Raw genomic sequence first — 19480 nt, forward strand, 5'->3', positions numbered from 1 at the left:
AAACGGCCAGAAGCAGACACTCAATACATCTACAAAACTGGCGTCGATTCGACCGTCCTTCATTTTTAGTAAGAGTGCTATCAGTCAGGTAAAGGAGCCATAAGGATATCCGGTGAAGATTTCGGGTTAGCCCATAACTCCTCAAGATTGACATCATCGCTGGCAGGCCGATGCGCCTTGACCAATGGGTCAACTTTAAGAATCATGGGGATGTCAAATGCTGTACCAGTAACCACACAACAGCCTTTGGCAAGAGTGGGTATCAATGCCTTCGAGGACGAGTCTAACGTACTGATGGTATTGTCCAAAAGCATGAGGTCACGTTCATTGACCAAACGGTGAATAAAAAAATTGTGAATTTGTGAAACGATAGTGGGAGAAATATCGGCTGGTCGCTGACTCGAAAGTGTTAGATATACACCGTACTTTCGCCCCTCTTTAATTATTTCCTCGAATAGTTCCAGGCGATAGTCTTTCCATATCTCGTGTTCTCGCGTGGACTGTTCCGACAGTATATTGTGGGCTTCATCAATAATTAAATGCAATGTTTGCGTTGGTGGGCTTCTTAAAGTTTCCGACTCCTTGTGATTGATGTAGAAATTCTTGGCGATAAGAATGGGAAGGAGCTTCTTGATTTCATTGTTGCATTTTTTCAGTGAAATCACATGGAGTAGATGACGTGGTGTTGGCGCATCAACGATTTTTATTACTTTCCGAAGGGAATCAATAGAAGATTTGGCACGTGACAGGACTGGTTGGATATGCTCGTATTGCGCATAGCCCAAGAGCACATCCAAGCAGAGCTGAAGATAGCAGCGCACAATAAGCTCATCAAATTGATCGAGGTCGCTCAAGTCCAAGTGTGCTTCCAATAACGGCTTTAAAAATGCAGCATAGCTTTTGCCGTCAGAGTCATAATAATGGCCATCTAGAAAAAAATACTTCTTTGAGGCGTTATACTTTATTTTTGCGAGATGCTTCTCCAGTTCCTCACAGCACACCAACCTAGCAATTTCTCTAGTCAGTTCAAGCGCGTCAGATTTGGGCTCGCTTGCACTGAAAACTTTTTGAAACGTTTTCATAAAGTAGTTAGCCAGAGGGATATCTTTAAATCTATCTCTGCCACTCACTACCCGCCTAAGAAAAGGCTGTTGAGTATTGGTCGTAGCTTGGAATAGTAGGCTAAGTGTCTGCGCATCCCAAAAATGGATGCTTTCGATCATGAATTGTTTCCCACCTCGTTTGGTATCTAATACTGTGATTTGTTTATCTTTGGCAGGAAGGATTTGCCCTTCAGTGTATTCACCATTGAAATCTATGATAACAAATTGGCTTTTGCTCTTCAGTCCGTCTAACTTTTCTCTAAATAAAGTGGTGTACAGTTGGGCGAGAGTGTTGGATTTGCCGCTCCCTGTATTGCCAAAAATGCCAAGATGGCCATTGAAGATCTTGGCCCATGGCAGATTTATTGATACATCCTCCTTTAGCATGGCACCTATGGAAAAATTGCTATCTCCTTCGGTCCCATAGATTTTGCTGACCATGGATACGCTTAGTAGGAATGCCTGGTCTCTGATCATGGGCATGTATTTCACGCCCTCATAGAACGTGTCATCAACAACATACCCTATGGGTCTAACGTCGACCTTACGAACGTATATGGTTTTTTCGGCTTCTACATCGAGCTTTTTTTCATCTAGGTATTCGCCCTCAACTAAACAGACAATATCAATGAATCCTCGCTGAATAAGGAGGTGTTCTCTTAATGACACCCCCCGATATTTCATCCCGTCGTAAAAAATGGTCTCGTGGCTGGAGTCCTCGAAAATACGAAGAGAAATCCTAACACCCGACACGGCAATAACCTCACCAACGACAATACTCATACGAGATCGTCCTCTGGCGGGATATAAGTTTGTGGCTTGAGCGAAAGCACGTACTTGTTGAAGTTGGAAAAATCCATTTTGACGCCCTCTGGCGGACCGATTACAGTTACATTCCTCCATTGCTGAAATTCTTTCCGCATCGAGGCTGCGCTACCCGAGCTATAGCAGCAAATGAACGTCTGGAGTTGAGGGTTTACGAGCGAGCGCTGAACCAACTTAAGGATGTGCTCATCAGCAAATGAGAAGCCAAAAGTAATAAGGATCGAGTTCGGCTTTTCAAGCTCATAGCTCAGCAATCGAAGCATCTGGTAATAATGCTCTTCAAATACGGTTTCGTGGAATTTCCATTTTGTTGGGTTGACGATAGGTAACTTATTGTATGCCTGCCAAAATTTAGCGATTTGCTCACTAGTGAATTTCACATTTGGGACGCGTGCGGTAGACCCGCCCGGGGTGCCTAAGTAGCTGGAGAATGGACTGATCTTGCTAATTGCCCTTGCAGTGAGCAGATGGTTAAATTGATTAGCATAGCTAACCTCAATTTTATCTGCGTGTTTCGACCAGTAAACAGATCCGTGCAGATGGATGATATTTAGTTGAGGAACTCCATAGCTGGCTCGTTCAAAAACTCCTGTTTGACATTGAAATGTATTAAAATTTTTCGCATGTAGATATTTCTTATGAAACCCGGACGTGCCATCATTGATTACAAAATCATACGTCCCTTGCGCTTGAATTTGGTCCGCGCTATGGGCGAGGCACCCATCATAGTTGGTAGTAAAAATATTGATCTTACGATTTAGTTCCTTTCGTCGATCAAGAAAGCCTAGCAGAGTTTTCATGAGCGCCTGATAATTCAAAAGATTCTCCATGCCTTTGGTAGTGTGAACTGCCGAAGGGGAAAATGTCTGAACGGGAAAGATACATGTGTTGTAATAATGCATGAATAGGGCTGTACGCTTTTCTGGATAATGCTCGAACTTTGTAGCTAGCGTCTCAATCGTTTCCCACCCGCCGGTGGCGTCTTTAATTTCTAGTGCCAAGGTTGGGAATAAATCCGCCGACGCCCCTGAGCCGATTAGAATATTCACATTTTTGTTATAGGCATCCAATGGGTCAATTGATTCGAACATAATGGCTCCGTTGGTTGAACTTGCACATATGGCAATGTTTCCGGCTAGGAATCCCAGTTCTAGGGGGGCTGTCTTTCGGTCTTTGTATGCATGAAGGGTCGTCACTGTGACGATTTCGGCAGCACTTAACCGACCGCCCGTTGAGGGCGCTCAAAACCAGAAATGAAAGATCGTCACCTGAAGACGTTTTATAGCAACGTCCGCAGCTTAAGCCGTGATGTTGTTCCATCAAGAAATTCCCTCTTCGCACCCGGATTCCATTTGTTCGGCTCGACGGTTGGCTTGACGGGGCACTTATCCCTAGCAAGCTAGTATTTCGCCAGCACGCTGTCCACTCCAAGAGCCGATAAAGTCAGTAGGGTTTTGCTTGGAAGGGATGCCAGGGAAAACTGGATCTGGCTACGCTTAGGGTGTGGAGCGTGTCAACGCGCGATAAAGGATGACTTACTTCACGAGCACAAATGTTTCCAAGGGCGCGTGTTACCCATCTATCGGGTGATAACAGGGTTTTGATTTGGCAATTACAGCGCAAACCAGCCGCGAGCCTTTTCAAGCCGTTTTTGATTTGATGTTGGTGAACGTCCGTTTCTGGATTGAACCTGACACAGAGATTGACCGTCTCCTTTGGGTCGTTTTCTGCCGGTCACGACAGACTGAAATCGACCCGAAGCGGTCGGTCAACACCGGCAGAAATCGGCCTGACGTCGGCCATGGAAACGCCGAAGGGAGTTCCATGCCACACTGATGTAGCTGCACTGCGGCTGGTCAATCAAAAATTATCACGGAGGAACTCTGATGCCCACAGCCTTCTCAACAGCGCTTTACTACCCACACATCGACATAAAAAATGAGCGTTGGCTACGAAGTGCGGTGTTGTTCTGGGACTCCATCCGAACAATAGTCCCCGTTTCCCATCGTGAACCTTACTCGAATGATTTTGCTCGTGCCCTTTGTGATGAAGGCGTACTCAATCCCGTTCGTGTCTCATCGGATATGGAGGAGGTTGAGGAGCTCACCGAAAAAGTTCTCGAATTTCTTACGGACCCAGCCTCGGCCGGTGTAATGTTTGATACAGATAAATACCCGACTCGTAGAATTCATCCCGAGAAGATGTCCCATGAGCTGCGCGAGCTTGCTCATATTCATCCGGAAAAGCTGCCATACATGATCCGCTCAGAACTTGAGCGTGGGCTTAATGATGACGGTTGGCTTCACGTCGCACCTGGCTTCGCAAATTTCTACATGACGCTCCTCGCCTCTCAATTGGCTGAACGACTAGGCCTGGGCTTGGTGACCGAGTCGTCTGCAGCAGACCAATTGGCAATCGCTGTGCGTAAGGGAAAGCCGCTTGGCACTTCTGGCGATCGACGCGCTGGCCGCCAGTTCGACGCGTTTGGGCAGAGGCGCTCGTTGCCAACAGATGTTGCCCCTAGTTTGCTCATTGATCTTATGGTGCAAGGAGTTTCTTTGCCTGAGCATCTCTCGGTGGATGAAATTCTCAAGTTCAAAAAGTATCACGTGGAAGAGCTGGCTGTATTCCGGCGAGAAATTTCACGTCTTACTGCGGACTTGCCTAAAGAAGTACCTATCGAGGCGTTGCGACAAGCAGTATCAGACCAGTATCAGGCCAACGTATTGCCAGCGATGCATAGTCTCCGAGAGTCCCTGCGGGCTCAACGTTGGGATGCGGGTCTTAGCGGGTTATTAAAAGTTTCATTCTTCACAGCTGCCCCAGCCTCGGCAGCAATCCTTGCAGGTATTCCAAGCTCTATCGCTTTGGTTGCTGGAGTGGGAATCTCGCTGACAGCATCAGCGGTCTTATTAACAAATCAGAGACGTCGTACGATAATAGATAGTCCTTATTCTTATTTGCTTTCAATGGAACGCAAGTGGTGAGCCGCTACCAGATGTCAACGCCAACTAAAAAGTGACCCCCTTCCGTGCTAAATCGCCAACTTAGTTTTGACCCCCCTCGGGTTCATATTTTCGAGCCGGTTCGGCCCGAGAAGATTTGGTTCCTGCTTTGCGCTTGTCCTTGAGTCGATAGCTTTCACCTGTCATCTGCACGATATGGGCATGATGTAACAGCCTGTCCAGCATGGCCGCTGTCAGTGTTTGATCATCCGCAAAGGTTCCGGCCCACTGGGTAAACGGCAAGTTACTCGTGAGGATCAGGCTGCCTTGCTCGTAGCGCTTGGCGACAACATTGAAGAACAGGTTGGCTTCATCACGACCAAACGGCAGGTAGCCGATTTCATCGATGACCAACAACCCAGGGGCCATCACCACACGACTGAAGTATTCCTTGAGCCGTTCCTGGCGGTGCGCAGCGGTCAGTTGCAGCATCAAGTCAGCCGCCGTGACGAAGCGGGTTTTGATACCGGCCATCACTGCCCGGTAGGCCAGGGCGATAGCCAGGTGGCTCTTGCCTACACCACTAGGCCCCAGGAACACGATGTTCTCGGCACGTCCAACAAAACTCAGTGCTGCCAGCTCCTGGAGCTGTGCCCGGGGGACGCCGGTGGCAAACGCGAAGTCGTATTGCTCCAGCGTTTTCACAGCGGGCAGCGCGGCAGTTTTCAGCAGGGCCTGTCGAGAGCGTTCACTTCGGGCATCGGTCTCGGCAGCCAGCAGCTTTTCGAGGAAGTCGGCAAAGCTGTCTTCGCCGCTTGCTGCTTGTTGGGCCAGGTGCGGCCAGTCCACCCCGACGCGCTCAAGCTTTAGCCCCTTGCATAGTTCTGTCAGGCGAGCATGTTGAAGGTTCATGCTCTCACCTCCAGCAGTTGCTCATAAACCGACAGCGGATGCTGCAAGCTCTCGTACGGCAGGACCCGTCCCAGGCGTAGGCCTTGGGCGGGTTGCGGGCGCAGGCTCTGTGTTGGCAGTGGTAATAGTACCTGCTGCTCTTGGGCCAGACGTACCGCCGGTTGAACACCCGTCGTGCCGTGAATCCGCTGATGAGCGACTTCGTCGAGCCATTGGCCGATATGTGCGTTGGCCGTCACCACATCCAGCGTCAGACCCGCACTCTTGAGCGTAGCGGCCAACGGGGTAATGAAACTGCCCTTCAGATACCCGTTGAAGCGCTCAACCTTGCCCTTGGTCTGGGCACGGTAAGGGCGGCAGACCTTGGGAATAAAACCAAACTCATCGGCCAGCGCAGCCAATCGGGGATGCCAACGGTGCTGGCCCTCCCCAAAAGCATCTCGCTCGGTGATGATGGTTCCGGCGTTATCAAACAATGCCTGCTCGGGCACGCCGCCAAAGTAAGCGAACGCCTCCCGAAGCCCTGTCAGCCAGGCTTCGCTGTCCTCTCGCTCGGAGAAACGGACAAAGCTTGCTCGACTAAAACCAAGTGTCGCCACGAACGCCTTAAGCGGCTGACGGCCTCGTCGAATGGTGGTGAAGTCCACCTGTATCTGCTTGCCGGGCAGTGTCTCGAAACGTACCACCGGCTCTTCTGCCTTACGTTTGAAGGGGCGAATATAAGCCTTCAGACGACTGACGCCGCCGCTGTACCCCAATGCCGTGATCTCACGCAGCAGGACGGTCGCCGGAATCCAGTGTGGGCGCGCCGCCTCAATACGCTCGTGCAGGTAGTCCTTGAAGGGGTCGATTTTGCACGGACGTGCGGGTCTCACCTTGTCACTGGGTAGCGACCGGGCCTTTCGCAGGTACTTGCGCACGGTGTTACGCGAAATACCCAGCTCACGGGCGATGAATTTGATGCCATGGCCCTGACGGGCCAACACTTTAATTTCCACAGACTGCTCCTGGGTCAACATATTGGCAGCTCAAAGCCGCCAGTTTTACCCAGGGGGGTCAATTCTAGGTTGGCGTTAGGGGGTCATTTTTACAGTGGCGGTGACAACCAGATTTATTCTCTGTCCAAAGCGGCCTTTGGGGGGAAAGCTAACACCCGTCGCTGACTGCTTTTGGCCTATAGCTTACTAACGAGAATTTCTCTCTAGCGATAAAGATTTAGGGGGAAATTAGGGCTGACTTCGGGCCGCCATAGGCCATGGCATACTTAAATAGCACGTACGAAAAATGCGTTGTTAATGGCTTGGAGCGGCCCGAAGAAGCACGAAGGGATTGAATCCCTATGTAGGGACTATCAATCACACTCTAGAATGCTGATCGTTGTTGCAGTGGTGACATATGGAGGAATTATGTATTCCTCCACAATACTTTAAGGCAGTTGTTAGTTTAGTTAGTGTGAGACTCTGAATACATTGTAGTTAGGTGGCCTGGATCTAAACTGTGAAAACTTAGCAGCTTGTTAATTTACTCCGTTGAAATACTGTGGATGTCAAATTTTTGTAGCTCCATAATGAACGATCGGAAGTTTTCTTTTAGTTTGTTAAGCGAGCGTTTTCGCATGATCGAAACGTCGTGAGTAAAGTTTCCATGATATGAAAGTTTTTTGGTGGGGTGTACCAGAATTCTAGTGCATTCTGCTTCGCCGTAAACTTCTTCAAACCAACCGCAGTGCGTGTTCATCTGGCCAGCTTCGTTTTTGTTTATTTCCACCCGGTTCGATTCGACCTCGTTTTTGCACTCTAGAAATATATACTTATTAACTCCAATACACCAAAGGTTGTCAGGGCCTTTTTTGATTTCTTTGTCTGGCCTCTGACTTTCGAAGCCCAAGCCCAGGCCAAGCTCTTTAAGAGCTAGCTCAAATTTTTCTGAGGCTACACCAAAAGCAAGGTTGTCGAGTATCCCATTAGCAGAAAGTTGAAGTTCTTCGTGAGTGTTAAAAGTTTTTAGCCAATTCTGAATTCGTGAAATTCGATTTTCATTGATGAAAGATATTTTTTTGTAATTGACACCGGTTTTTGGCTTCAAAAGCTGGGTGTTTAATCTGAAGGCAGTGCCTTGAATGGTATTAGCGTCTGCTTTGCTAAGCCTGTAAGTGTATCGAGCTAACTGTTGTACATACCACCCTTTTTCGGCAGGTTCTTCCTGGAATTTATCTGATAGTTTCTGAATGATTTCACACGCCCGTGCTTCGTTACCAGATGCAAACGCTAGTTCCGCATCGAACTCCATTTTTAATACGTCATACAAAGATGTACTCTGGTTTGTTTTGACTATTTCATCCATTTCTTCGACATAATATTCTTTCCAGCCCTCATCTCGGGTAAGAGCTTGTTTCATGAGATCAATTAGAACCTCATACTCGTTGGGCTTAGTTTTGAGCTCTGCTTTCGCGTCTTCTGCAATCTGCAGGCCAATTTCAATCTGTTTTTTTGTTTGCGGGGAGAAATATTTGTGAGTAGATTGGCTTTTGATAAACTTTGTAAGATCGCCCCCCACTATCAAGATTACGCTGTAATCTTTTTCACCTCTTACACTGCGCCCCAAGCCTTGTTCTACTTTTTGCGCGATCTTTACATTCATTATATCGCTACCAGTACGACAGTCCTCTTCGTAACGGTCGAGAAGAGAGTCAAAGTAGGGTTTTGAGTCTAGGATAAGGATGCGGCAAGCGTCATCGGGCAGGTCTATACCATCATATCTATTCGCAAAAACCATGGACGAAGCCGTTTTTCCAGTTTTCAACTGCTGAACATGTTCGAAAATGGTTTCGGTTTCAGCAACGGTCGCGCCCAAACGTTGGTACTGAGTTTTATTTGAGAAGTCAGGGGTTAAGAATACGATGCCGAAACTGCGATCTTTATCCGGCTTTGCGAGCCAGTCAACAATATTTTCTCTGTCTAAAGATGCGTCGATTAAGGTAGGAATTAAGATCATCTTCTCACCCGACCATTTTAGTATGGTATTGGTGAGAGGAGTTTTAATTGCCTCAATGTCAAAACCAAGCCCCTTGATCGAGAAGGAGTCGTCTTGCGTGGTAGCTGACATTAAAATTCGGTGTTCTGCTCGAGCGAATGAGCCGAATGCATTTATGGGAATTAATATAGGCGATATTTCGAGGTAGGTTCCAGCTATGAAAGCTTGACAATTCTCTAAATTATTTTTTATTAGCTCCCATACAAAAACAATTTCTTTATCGTCCTTATGGCTTAGTAGGAGCTGAATCATTTCGTCTTTTCGGTCTACCCAAGACCAGTAAGGAATTGGCAGCATAGTGTTGTAGCTGCCACTCTCAATTTCAAGGAAGCTGCCCTCCCCTTGCTCTCTTAAATCTTGGTCGAAAAGCCTGATGAATTTTTCATAAAGAGGATGCTTTCGATCTATCTTGATGGTAAGCGCGCTTTTGATCGAGTCAATGCAGGCATGTGAGTCATCTAAAACAATGGAGCCGACTTCCACAGACTTGTTATTGAGTCCGAATTTCGTTCTTCCATTGAAAAGCTTTTGAATATGTGTGATTAAGAGGGTTTTCCCGGCGATAAACTCGTCGGGAAGCTCTCGGTCTTTACCAATTTCGCAAAAGGGTATGCCGAATTTTTTGGCTTCAGATGTTACTTGTCTTGCGAGGTAAATGTTGGGGCACAAAAAAACGCATGGCTTTCCGGATTCATTCAGCTTCGATTGAAGCATCAAAAGTCCAATCAGAGTTTTGCCTTCACCTGTGTGGAGTTTTACAACGCTATCCTTCAAATTTCTTCGGGAACTATGCCATTCTTTTAATAATGTTTCTTGAGAAGGGCGCAGCGGTCCTGCTTCGCTTCTTCGATCCAGTGAGTCGTATATTTCAGTTGGATCTATCCTCTTTTCAACACTTTTATTTTTTAGCTTTTTCTTGAAGTCGACCATTTACTACTCCTTGTAATAGTTGAATCTTTGAAAGTACGTCTAGGTTTTTTATGCAGCCAGAGTCCACGCACAACCTTGAGTATGGTGCAGAATACGGAAAATTTTCCGGAAAAAACTACTTCGTCGGATCCTCATTCTCTAGTAAACGGCCTTGTCTGGTAGTTTTTCGCAGTCACGACCGTCTGCTCCTGGCCGATAGTTGCCGGTCGCGAGGCCCTTCGAAATCTGAACGGCGGATGAAGTCAGTTGGCTGATCAACTTCATTCGCTCATAAAGGAGTCATTAGGGATCAGACCGAAATCATCGCCGACAAAAGCCCTATCAGCACGACCATCATCGCTGAAGAGAGTCTGGGTACGCCGCTCCTGCTTGAGATTAGCAACTGCCTGAAAGAAGCAGCCTTCACATAGGTGCAGCTCGTATCGCTCGCCATGATGTTTCGTGCCGTCCCCCCAGTGCGCTTGGAGCGTGGCGAATTGAAGCCCGCCATTTGTCACCCGAGTGGAGAGCTGGCAGACGTCGCACACGACATCCATGACGGATTCGATTTCGACCTTACCGATAATTTTCATCACTACCTCCCAAACAACCGGTTCAAATGACGATATCAGCATACAGCCGCTGTCAGCTGGCGGTGCAGCAAAGTACTTGAGTTGACCGGATGAGTTTGCGCGAGGCTTCGCGTTGCAAACGTAGCGATTGCGTCGGGGGGTTCGCCTGATCAATAAGATCGGCAGGGTGGGTCAGTTTTCAATCAGCGCCAACAGATTGACCTCAAAATGCGAATTATCGTCGTTACGTAGCACCGGTGAGCTAACCCTAGCTCATCCATGAGCGCTATCGTTCACCGATGAGCTACCCCTAGCTCATTAATGAGCGCTTCCGCAGCTTAAGACTTAACCATTCCTTCATGTACGCACCATCTCTGATCATTTCTGCACGTAACGATTGCAATTCATTCTCAGTAAGAACCGAGCCACAACGAGGACGCTTTCCAGAAGACCTCGATAATTCAAAATTGGTTAGTCTTGAAATTGTTTCGCTCATGGTTAGAACGCCCAGCGGCTCTTTCGGGGGGATCTTCATAAACATGTACAACCCTCCATAAACTAAACCTACCTAGGGAAGGTCTGAAGTAGGCAGACTTTTTAACCCTCCCGTTGCTTCAAAGTTTCAAAAAACGTCGTTTCAATCGAAAATCAGACCTTTGCCTCGCCCAACTCCTCTTTTTTCTTCGGACAAGCGCTTTTTAGCGTCAATTGTCCACATTACAGGCGCACCTCTCCTGTATTCAGCAGTCGTTTTCGCATCATCCACAGATTGGACAGAGCAAATAGCGTGGTCTGCTGCGCAGTGTTTTTCAGCAGGCCTCGGAAGCGTACTTTCGTATAACCAAACTGGCGTTTGATCACTCGAAACGGATGCTCAACCTTGGCGCGCAGTTGAGCTTTCGCGTATTCGATTTTGCGACGCATGCGCCCGATCAGACTTTCCTTTGCATGCTTTTTATAACTGCTGGGCCGCGCTGCAATCGACCATATCATTTGGCGATTTTGATGCTCGGGACGCTTTTCGACACCGGTGTAGCCCGCGTCGCCAGAGACGTAAGTTTCTTCTCCGTGCAGTAACTGGTCGACCTGAGTTACGTCAGCTACATTCGCCGCCGTGCCCACCACGCTATGCACCAAACCGGATTCGGCATCGACACCGATGTGCGCTTTCATCCCGAAGAAATATTGATTTCCTTTCTTCGTCTGGTGCATTTCAGGGTCACGTTTTCCGTCCTCGTTCTTGGTCGAACTCGCCGCATGGATGATCGTTGCATCGACCACGGTGCCCTGGCGCAGCAACAAACCACGGTCGCCCAAATAGCCATTGATGACCTGCAAAATCCCACCGGCCAGCTCATGTTTCTCCAGCAGTCGGCGGAAATTGAGGATCGTGGTTTCGTCCGGAATCCGATCCAGGTGCAGTCCTGCAAACTGTCGCAGAATTGTGGTTTCGTAGAGCGATTCTTCCATGGCCGGATCGCTGTAGCCGAACCAGTTTTGCATCAGATGAACCCGCAACATCGCCATCAACGGATAGGCAGGGCGACCACCTTCGCCCTTTGGATAGTGTGGCTCGATCAGTTTGACCAAGCCATTCCAGGGCACGACCTGATCCATCTCGATCAGGAAGCGTTCACGGCGGGTTTGTTTGCGTTTGCCAGCGTATTCGGCGTCAGCGAAGGACATCTGCTTCATCGGGACTCAACCGTTCAGTGCTTGGGACTGGCGTATTTCACCAGATTTGGAAGTCTTTTTCAGAGTTTCCCTAGCTACGCCGCAATGAGTCATTCGTTTAAAGGGCCTCAAAGCAATATTACACTCAGGGCCCAACCTCCGACGAGCCACGATCCACAATCGGAAGCGGCGCATCCAGCTTCTCCGCAGAAACGTTAAATTTATAAGCGTTGTACTGCCAGCGAACAAACCGTTCCATCAGGCAAGCATTTTCACGTTCAAGTCGATGGTTTTCTGCCTCCAGCCGCCGAATCCGCTGCTCGGCAATACTCAAACTCGCCGGGCGTTTCGTGGAAACGAAACCTGACTTCATCCTAGCCTTATGGTGAGTGAACGCACTCTTGATCTTCTCGTGCGAGTTCAGGGTTTGCCGAGTCGGCCGCGTCCCTATCAACGGTTCAATAGCATCGCAGAGCGCCTCCCAGGCAAGCTTTCCCTCCCAGCCGTCAATCAGGCTGACAATTAGATCTAGGTCTTTTTGACTCAAATGCTTTGCCATGGCTTACATCCCCATCAACGCACGGAGTTCGTCCATATCCGGCTCTTCTTTGAGAGCAGGCAGGCTTGGCGCAGTTGATCGGGCGGCAATAGCACGCTTCAGCGGGCTAAACTCCTGGTTATTGCTCAACCGGATGATGGTGCCATCGGGAGTGTCCTTCGACTCTAAAATCTCGATCAGTTGATCAGCCCGTTCCAAGGTTTTGATCTGATGCTGACTCCAGCGGTCGGCACCGTAGATACCGTCTTCATTCGCCGCCCGAGCCTTGCCAAGCTGAAGGCAGATACTGTCACGATGACTTTTGAGTCTTTCGAGTTTGTTGGCATCACCCTTGACGCAGACTTGCTCAGTGCAATTCAGGCAGTCACGGTGCTTCTGGCACGGAAGCATTGAATAGTCATGTACGCAGAAGCCGAAAATTGTGACGTGGGCAATTCCCTCCCCTGTGGCGTCAAGGTCAGCCAACGTTACTGGCGTGTTCTCTCTGATCTTGGTCAAAGCGACACCAATCCCCGCTTCCCTGGCCATCTCGACGTGCTCATCGGCTGTCATGTGGTTGTAGGTAGCGTTCTGGTGGATGTTGGCTCGCCCTGACCATTTGGCGATGTCCAACTGGCCTAGGCTGCCGCGCTGAGCCAGCGTATTCAGGTAGTGGCGAACTTGGTGAGATCCTATAGAAATAGGAGTTCCATCAGGGTTTTTGTAGCCATTCCTCTCCCAAATGCTGCGTTCCTGACCATCGATATAGTTGATGTCCGTTGTGAACGTACTCTTCCCCGGAGACCAGACAATGATCGGTCGTGCTGGATAGTCCATCCTCAGTTCGTTTTGTCTGAAACAGCAGAGCGCCTCGGAATACTTGATGTGCCGCTCTTTGTTGAGCCACGGCCACCCCTTCGGCAGCTTGCTGTGCACGAAACCGTTCAGAAACCGCAATGTGACGTAGCCGTTCTCTGCATAAAAGGCCGGAAATGGTTTGTAGGATTTCATTCCCGCTTTCAGCCTAACGGTAGCTACCGCCGCTACGTCACTCGGATCTAACCCCAGAGCAAGGCATGCTTGGGTGTCACTTAGAGGGTGATCTTCACCGAAGTTAGGACAGTTTTCATGGCGATAGAACTTGTCCGGATGGCTTTCAAGCCACTTCGCGAGCATGCGCCCAGGCTCGGACATTTCTGTGAGACGGCGAACCGCTTCCTCAGCCGTTTGCACCAGAACAGTAGGAAGCCATTTAATATCAGATTCATATCCCTTCCCAGCGTAAAACCTGAGCCCGAGACGCTCTACGCCTTTGCTGTCGGTCTCCCGGTGCAGGCAGTTAAGGGGAAGGTCTTGTACTTCGCTGATGCGAGATGGAGCGCACATGCATAGTGCAAAGATTGATGTAGTGAAGCGATCTCGCGCGCCCTGAAGGTCATTGCTGAACATCTCCGCCATTGCCTCAAGCGTTCGCTCTGGAGGCATTTTGTCCTCGCGCCGTTGCTTGCCGACGGAATCAGTACGATGAATCTCCTTAGGTTTTTTTACCGGGCTCTTCCAAGAAATTGGTGCTGGGATGATTCGGCTTTCATTGAGGAATTCAACGAGTTTCGCCAAGCTGATGCCCGCTTGATATGAACTCGCGCCGTAAGTAAACGCTACCTTGGCGGCTTCATCCAAGACACTGATATCGGTCTGCGTGATGTCAGCACAGCCTTTGATTTCAAGCAAAGCAGCTTCAACGCAGCGAATGGCCTTGAATTCATTCTTCAGCTTGCTAGGGTTATGGCCTTGCTGATAACGCACGTATGCCTTCGCGAATGGAATGATGCCTGCGTCCAGAAGCTGCGCTTCGCTATAGCCACGAGACGGAGCACCCTTTTTTGTGAAGTTGCCTACACCTGGCCACGTATCGCTGTACCAATCCAGATCGGCACCAAACACTGTAAGCCTGTCTCGGCACATGACGATGAACTCATCAAGGTTCTGCCGGCTGGCAGCTTGGGCCTTCGGAACAAACTGAAAGATGTTAGACATTGGCGAGATCGCTCTTCATGGCATTGCAACGAGTTACTACATCACTAACTGCAAGAATGAGTCGGTCATTGACGGATGCGATCTTCAGGTCGCCTGTGCCTTCATAAACGCTGTCACGCTCAAGAATTAGCTGATCTAAGACAGCCTCATGAGGTCCATCCAGCCAAGGCTGAAAATGCGAACAGGTATAACAGGCGACCGGGGCCAGAGCGCCACAAAATCCATAGCTCCCGCAGCTACCTACGTTGCCACCTGCACTGCAAATCCTGCTTGAACGATCCCCACCACGGCGAGCCTTGGTTTCATCAACAACAAGTACGCCTTGGAACGCTTGCGCAAGTGGAGCCAATTGCAGCGCCACAGCTTTATCAATGCGTTCAACGATCTCGGGAATGTTCCTCACATAGACGCCAGCATTTTGGATGTCGGAGTGATCAAGCGCTTGCGCGATGATGTATTCCCCCCTGCCTTCCCTCGCAAGGTTGGTCCCGAGGGTGTAGCGGAAGCGGTATGGGTTGATGTTGGTGTAAGCGCCAGTTCTGTGACTGGTAACGGCGATCACTTCTTTAACGCTCGACATCGAGTAACCGATCTCACTCACCCGGGCATGCAAAAAATCTCCTGCCAGTTGCGCCTCAAGGTCTTTATTCACGTCGTAGTGTTTGATTGCCGGAAACAGTGGCAACTCGGGCACAAGATTCTGCTGGTTAGACCAACTGCACAGATCAGAAAAAGTTGATTTGACATAGCCTGCCTGCTCATGAAGAAGCGTCCACAAGTCTTCAACAACCTCAAACTTAGAAAACGACTGGCGCCACCCCTCGTGCTTTTGCTTGCCACGCGGAAAATTGATGAAATAACGCTGCCCGACAGACATAAGGTCTTTAATCTTCAAAGCTGCGATTTGAGCTGGGCGTCTGCCAGTCATGGCTAAAATCATCGCGAAGCAAGTTGCTCGCAAATCGAGTTTTCCAATTGCATAACAATCAAGCACGCCTGAGACGATAGCCTCCATCTCAATGTCTGTAAGCGGCCCATTTTCTGGACACATCGACTGTACCGCGTAGCCTTTTTCGCCCCCTTTGATCCTCCAGCCCTCCATCATTTTCAAGGTGTCGGCGGAGGCTCCAGGATATCCAAGACTTACCCATGTGCGAATGAATGCACGCATAGGGCTCAGCTCCCACTCAGTATCAGCTATTTGTGAGCGATAGGAGATCATCGATTCTGGACTGAATAGTGGGAGACTATGAGTCGCCTCAAAATAAGATTTGAATCGGTGGTAAAGTAACATCGTGTACTGCGCTGAGCAGGTCTCTCCATAGATGGCCAAAACCTGCTTAAATGTGCGTTTTAAATCATCATTCAGCCATGCAGGAAGAGTACCCAAGTGGATTCTAATATCTTTACTCAGCCTCCACTTACTCGAGTAAACCTCCACCTCATAGCCATCTTTTGATAAAAACGAAGTGCGCTCATACCGGGCTAGGACTGCACTATTATTCACTATCACCAGATGACCTCCTCAAGTGCTTTATTTGCAATCCCATCACAGCCTTTCCAGCTGCTTCCTTGATATGGCGCTTGTTGTAAATTGACGCAGTGCCAGACGTTTCACTCCACCCCATCAAGTAAGAGCGGAGCTTTTGTTCTCGCTCAGTGGTTATGCTGTCTTTATCGCAGCTCGTCGAAAAAATATAGTTCCAATGGTGCCGAAGGGCATGGGTATGCAGACCAGAAAACTCATCGGCTAAAGTCGACAGAGATGCAATAAATTTTCCGAAGCCAGAATTAGAAAGTGGCCAGCCCACAGTTCTTCCTGAGCGATGAATCACAAAAAGATATCCATGCTTACGAGCACCCGGAATCTTGTTGCGGAATTTGGCGATGTATTCATGGACTCGCTGCATCAGCTCAGGGATTAGAGGAAATGTACGCTCCCGCGTTTTAGCGACCGGCTGATATGTTCTCGGATCTCCAACAGAGTCTGCACGTCGCACAATTTTGACCGTATTTTTAGCAAAATCGAAGTCTTCCGTTTTGAGGTTCAGCAATTCTCCACGCCGCATTCCGGTGAGACGAAGAATTGTGAACATCAATGCGTTCCGAAATTGAAGGCCCACCTCGGTAACCGGGTTGGATGCGCTACCTGGCTTGAGAACTTCTTCAACCGTATCCAAAACGGAGTCATCCAGATGGAAATCAGATCTGTCCTCGTCAGTTTTATCGCTAATCTTTGGTCGATTAGCTTTGATCTGAGCCACCATGACATCAATTTCCTGCGCGCTGGTCTCTGTTACTGGGTGCAATCTGCTCGCAAGAAATCCCACGTACCCAGCGATAACGGTTATTCGGTTGTACTGATTGTCCTTGGCGACCCTTCTATGACGGCCTTTGAGGGCCACGACCTGCTTGTCCTCTGAACACATATCTTCCAGAGGCTTTTGCATGAAGTCCCGCAAAGAATGGATCTCATGGCGACAAAGCAGCTCGCAACGCTTAAAACGCGACTCTAGATCAAGGTCGTAGTAATTCTGCCAAGCGCACATGGCCTTGAGCGCCGATAGCGCGTTATTGATCGTGTTAATGGAAAGCGAGCGCCCACGCATCTCAGCGGTCACGTACAGCGCGGGGTAGTAAAGCGGCATGCCGGCGTTATCGACGAGGATTGAAAACCTTTCTCCTGACTTCCCCTGAAACCGTCTGATTGCTAACTGCATACGCACCTCGAATTACTTACGTAAATTCAAGGTATGAACCTAGTGAAAACAGGTCAACTTATTTTTTACAACGCGAAAACGAGAAAGCCCCCGCAATGCGGGGGCTTCCTGAAGAAACTTTACAAAGAAGTCTCTACGGTTCCTCAGAACGGAATATCATCATCGAAGCTGTCGAAGTCAGCAGCTGGCTGCGGCGCTTGTTGTTGCGGCGCTGGGCGCGAGTCGCGTTGTGGCGGCTGCTGGTTGTAGTTCTGCTGAGGTGCGGACTGCTGCGGCGCCGATTGTTGTGGGCGCGACTGCTGTGGACGCGGTGCGGACTGGTTGTAGTTGCCGCCGCCCTGACCTTGTTGGGAGTCGCCCTGAGGACGGCCGCCCAGCAGTTGCATGGTGCCCTGCATGTCGACGACGATTTCAGTGGTGTAGCGCTTGATGCCGTCTTTTTCCCACTCGCGGGTCTGCAGCTTGCCTTCGATGTACACCTGCGAACCCTTGCGCAGGTATTCGCCAGCGATTTCGGCGACTTTGCCGAACATCGATACACGGTGCCATTCGGTCTTTTCGACTTTCTGACCGGACTGCTTGTCAGTCCACTGTTCGCTGGTTGCCAGACTCAGGTTGGTCACGGCGTTACCGTTAGGCAAGTAGCGAACTTCGGGATCCTGGCCGCATGTACCGACCAATATGACTTTGTTAACCCCACGGGCCATAACGTTCTCCTAGGCTTCGCACGCTTCTGACGCTGGATTGACCAGCTTTTCGAGAGAGGCACGATCCAATAATTTTGTGTCGAGTTTTATGTAGATGGCTGCCTCTTCCGCAACCACCACTGCATCTGTCACGCCTGCTACGGACATCAAACGCTCTGCCAGGCCTGCTTCACGCTGCGCCTGCGGCGACAACGGCAGACGTAGGCTGGTCACGTAAGGCGGTTCTCGCATGGTCACTGCGAAGGCGAGCCAGACGGCGGCCATGGCTGCACCACCCAGGAACACCACATCGAGACCACCGTGCTGGAACAACCAGCCGCCCAGTATCCCACCTGCGGCCGATCCAAGAAACTGGCTGGTGGAATAAACTCCCATTGCCGTGCCTTTTCCGCCGGCCGGTGAAACCTTGCTGATCAACGACGGCAATGACGCTTCCAGCAGGTTGAACGCAGTGAAGAATACCACTGTCCCGATGACCAGTGCCCGCAACGTGTCCCCGTAGGCCCAGAAGAATAGCTCAGCCAGCATCAAAACTGTGACGGCGCCCAGCAGAACGCGCTTCATTTGACGTTTCTTCTCGCCATAGATGATGAACGGGATCATCGCGAAGAAGGAAACCAGCAAGGCGGTCAGGTACACCCACCAGTGTTGTTCCTTGGGCAAACCGGCTTTTTCGACCAGCGCCAGCGGCAAGGCCACGAAGCTGGACATGAGCATCGCATGCAACACGAAGATACCCAAATCCAGGCGCAGCAGGTCCGGATGACGCAACGTCGCCCCCAGTGCCTGTTTGGCGACGCCGGATTCGCGGTGCATTAACGCCCCGCTGGCCTTGGGCACCACGTAGGCGACGATGAGAACACCTATCAAGGCCATGCCGCCAGTGGCCAGGAACAACCCGGAAAGACCGAACATGCCGGTGATGACCGGGCCGACGACCATGGCGATGGCGAACGACAGGCCGATGGTCATGCCGATCATGGCCATGGCCTTGGTGCGGTGCTGTTCGCGGGTCAGGTCGGAGAGCAGCGCCATGACCGCCGCGGAAATAGCGCCCGCCCCCTGCAGGATACGTCCGGCAATGATTCCCCAGATCGAATCCGCGTTCGCCGCCACCACGCTGCCGATCGCAAAGATGATCAGGCCGAAATAAATCACCGGTCGCCGTCCGATACGGTCGGAAATGACCCCGAACGGTATCTGCAACACAGCCTGGGTCAGACCGTAGGCGCCAATTGCCAGACCGATCAGTGCAGGGCTCGCGCCTGCCAGGTCCATGCCGTAGGTTGCCAGAACCGGCAAAACCATGAACATGCCAAGCATGCGGAACGCGAACACCAGGGCCAGACCGCCTGCTGCGCGGGTCTCGCCGCTACTCATACGCTCGCTGTGGGTATCGTGCATGGAATAACCTCGTGTGAACCGGCGGCGATTCTACCAGTCCCATCGTTGTACAGCACATACGCGACGCTTTGCCGCGTAATGGCTCGGAGCCTTATACTCCG

14 protein-coding genes and 1 pseudogene are annotated in these 19480 nt (G+C 50.1%); 1 reads left to right on the forward strand and 14 read right to left on the reverse strand.

Features of this window, described 5'->3' with window-relative positions; genetic code table 11:
* Positions 1–80 precede the first annotated feature (80 nt).
* Positions 81–1886, reverse strand: a complete 1806-nt coding sequence (locus PCPL58_RS24735; protein ID WP_065350686.1) for an ATP-binding protein — start codon at positions 1884–1886, stop codon at positions 81–83.
* A complete protein-coding gene (locus PCPL58_RS24740) occupies positions 1883–3019 on the reverse strand; it encodes an SIR2 family protein (RefSeq protein ID WP_065350687.1) in 1137 nt (378 codons plus the stop codon). Before PCPL58_RS24740 ends, PCPL58_RS24735 begins: the two co-directional genes overlap by 4 nt.
* Positions 3020–3814: 795 nt before the next feature.
* On the opposite strand from PCPL58_RS24740, the gene PCPL58_RS24745 reads away from it, so the two are divergent.
* Positions 3815–4915, forward strand: coding sequence for a hypothetical protein (locus PCPL58_RS24745; RefSeq protein WP_065350688.1), 1101 nt, complete (start codon positions 3815–3817; stop codon positions 4913–4915).
* Positions 4916–4975: 60 nt separating this feature from the next.
* On the opposite strand, the gene istB is transcribed toward PCPL58_RS24745, so the two are convergent.
* The 12 genes and pseudogenes from istB to PCPL58_RS24800 all read right to left on the reverse strand — a co-directional run bounded on the left by istB (position 4976) and on the right by PCPL58_RS24800 (position 19379).
* Entirely contained in the window at positions 4976–5785 is an 810-nt protein-coding gene (gene istB / locus PCPL58_RS24750) for an IS21-like element ISPsy4 family helper ATPase IstB (protein ID WP_005741073.1), read from the reverse strand.
* The gene (istA, locus tag PCPL58_RS24755; RefSeq protein WP_002551322.1) at positions 5782–6804 is read right to left on the reverse strand and encodes an IS21-like element ISPsy4 family transposase; all 1023 of its coding nucleotides are present in this window, start codon (positions 6802–6804) and stop codon (positions 5782–5784) included. Before istA ends, istB begins: the two co-directional genes overlap by 4 nt.
* A 502-nt stretch (positions 6805–7306) precedes the next feature.
* Complete coding sequence (locus PCPL58_RS24760) at positions 7307–9748, reverse strand: DEAD/DEAH box helicase (protein WP_104685629.1); 2442 nt, start codon at positions 9746–9748, stop codon at positions 7307–7309.
* Positions 9749–10008: 260 nt separating this feature from the next.
* Complete coding sequence (locus PCPL58_RS24765; protein ID WP_065350689.1) at positions 10009–10320, reverse strand: hypothetical protein; 312 nt, start codon at positions 10318–10320, stop codon at positions 10009–10011.
* 70 nt (positions 10321–10390) lie between these two features.
* Positions 10391–10495: pseudogene (locus PCPL58_RS32465) on the reverse strand (nucleotidyltransferase domain-containing protein); the annotation flags it as partial.
* A gap of 521 nt (positions 10496–11016) precedes the next feature.
* Entirely contained in the window at positions 11017–11994 is a 978-nt protein-coding gene (locus PCPL58_RS24770) for an IS5 family transposase (RefSeq protein WP_065348561.1), read from the reverse strand.
* A 124-nt stretch (positions 11995–12118) separates the two neighbouring features.
* A complete protein-coding gene (locus tag PCPL58_RS24775) occupies positions 12119–12532 on the reverse strand; it encodes a hypothetical protein (protein WP_065350690.1) in 414 nt (137 codons plus the stop codon).
* Positions 12533–12535: 3 nt separating this feature from the next.
* Complete coding sequence (locus tag PCPL58_RS24780; protein WP_065350691.1) at positions 12536–14548, reverse strand: integrase; 2013 nt, start codon at positions 14546–14548, stop codon at positions 12536–12538.
* Complete coding sequence (locus PCPL58_RS24785; protein WP_065350692.1) at positions 14541–16061, reverse strand: site-specific integrase; 1521 nt, start codon at positions 16059–16061, stop codon at positions 14541–14543. Before PCPL58_RS24785 ends, PCPL58_RS24780 begins: the two co-directional genes overlap by 8 nt.
* Positions 16048–17268: a tyrosine-type recombinase/integrase gene (locus PCPL58_RS24790; protein WP_065350693.1), complete on the reverse strand. Its 1221-nt coding sequence runs from the start codon at positions 17266–17268 to the stop codon at positions 16048–16050. The genes PCPL58_RS24785 and PCPL58_RS24790 overlap by 14 nt, the downstream gene beginning before the upstream one ends.
* Before the next feature lie 143 nt (positions 17269–17411).
* Entirely contained in the window at positions 17412–17975 is a 564-nt protein-coding gene (locus PCPL58_RS24795; RefSeq protein WP_002555458.1) for a single-stranded DNA-binding protein, read from the reverse strand.
* Between the two features lie 9 nt (positions 17976–17984).
* A complete protein-coding gene (locus PCPL58_RS24800) occupies positions 17985–19379 on the reverse strand; it encodes an MFS transporter (protein WP_065350694.1) in 1395 nt (464 codons plus the stop codon).
* Between the last annotated feature and the right edge of the window lie 101 nt (positions 19380–19480).

It is taken from the genome of Pseudomonas cerasi (assembly GCF_900074915.1).
Classification (GTDB): Bacteria; Pseudomonadota; Gammaproteobacteria; order Pseudomonadales; family Pseudomonadaceae; genus Aquipseudomonas; species Aquipseudomonas cerasi.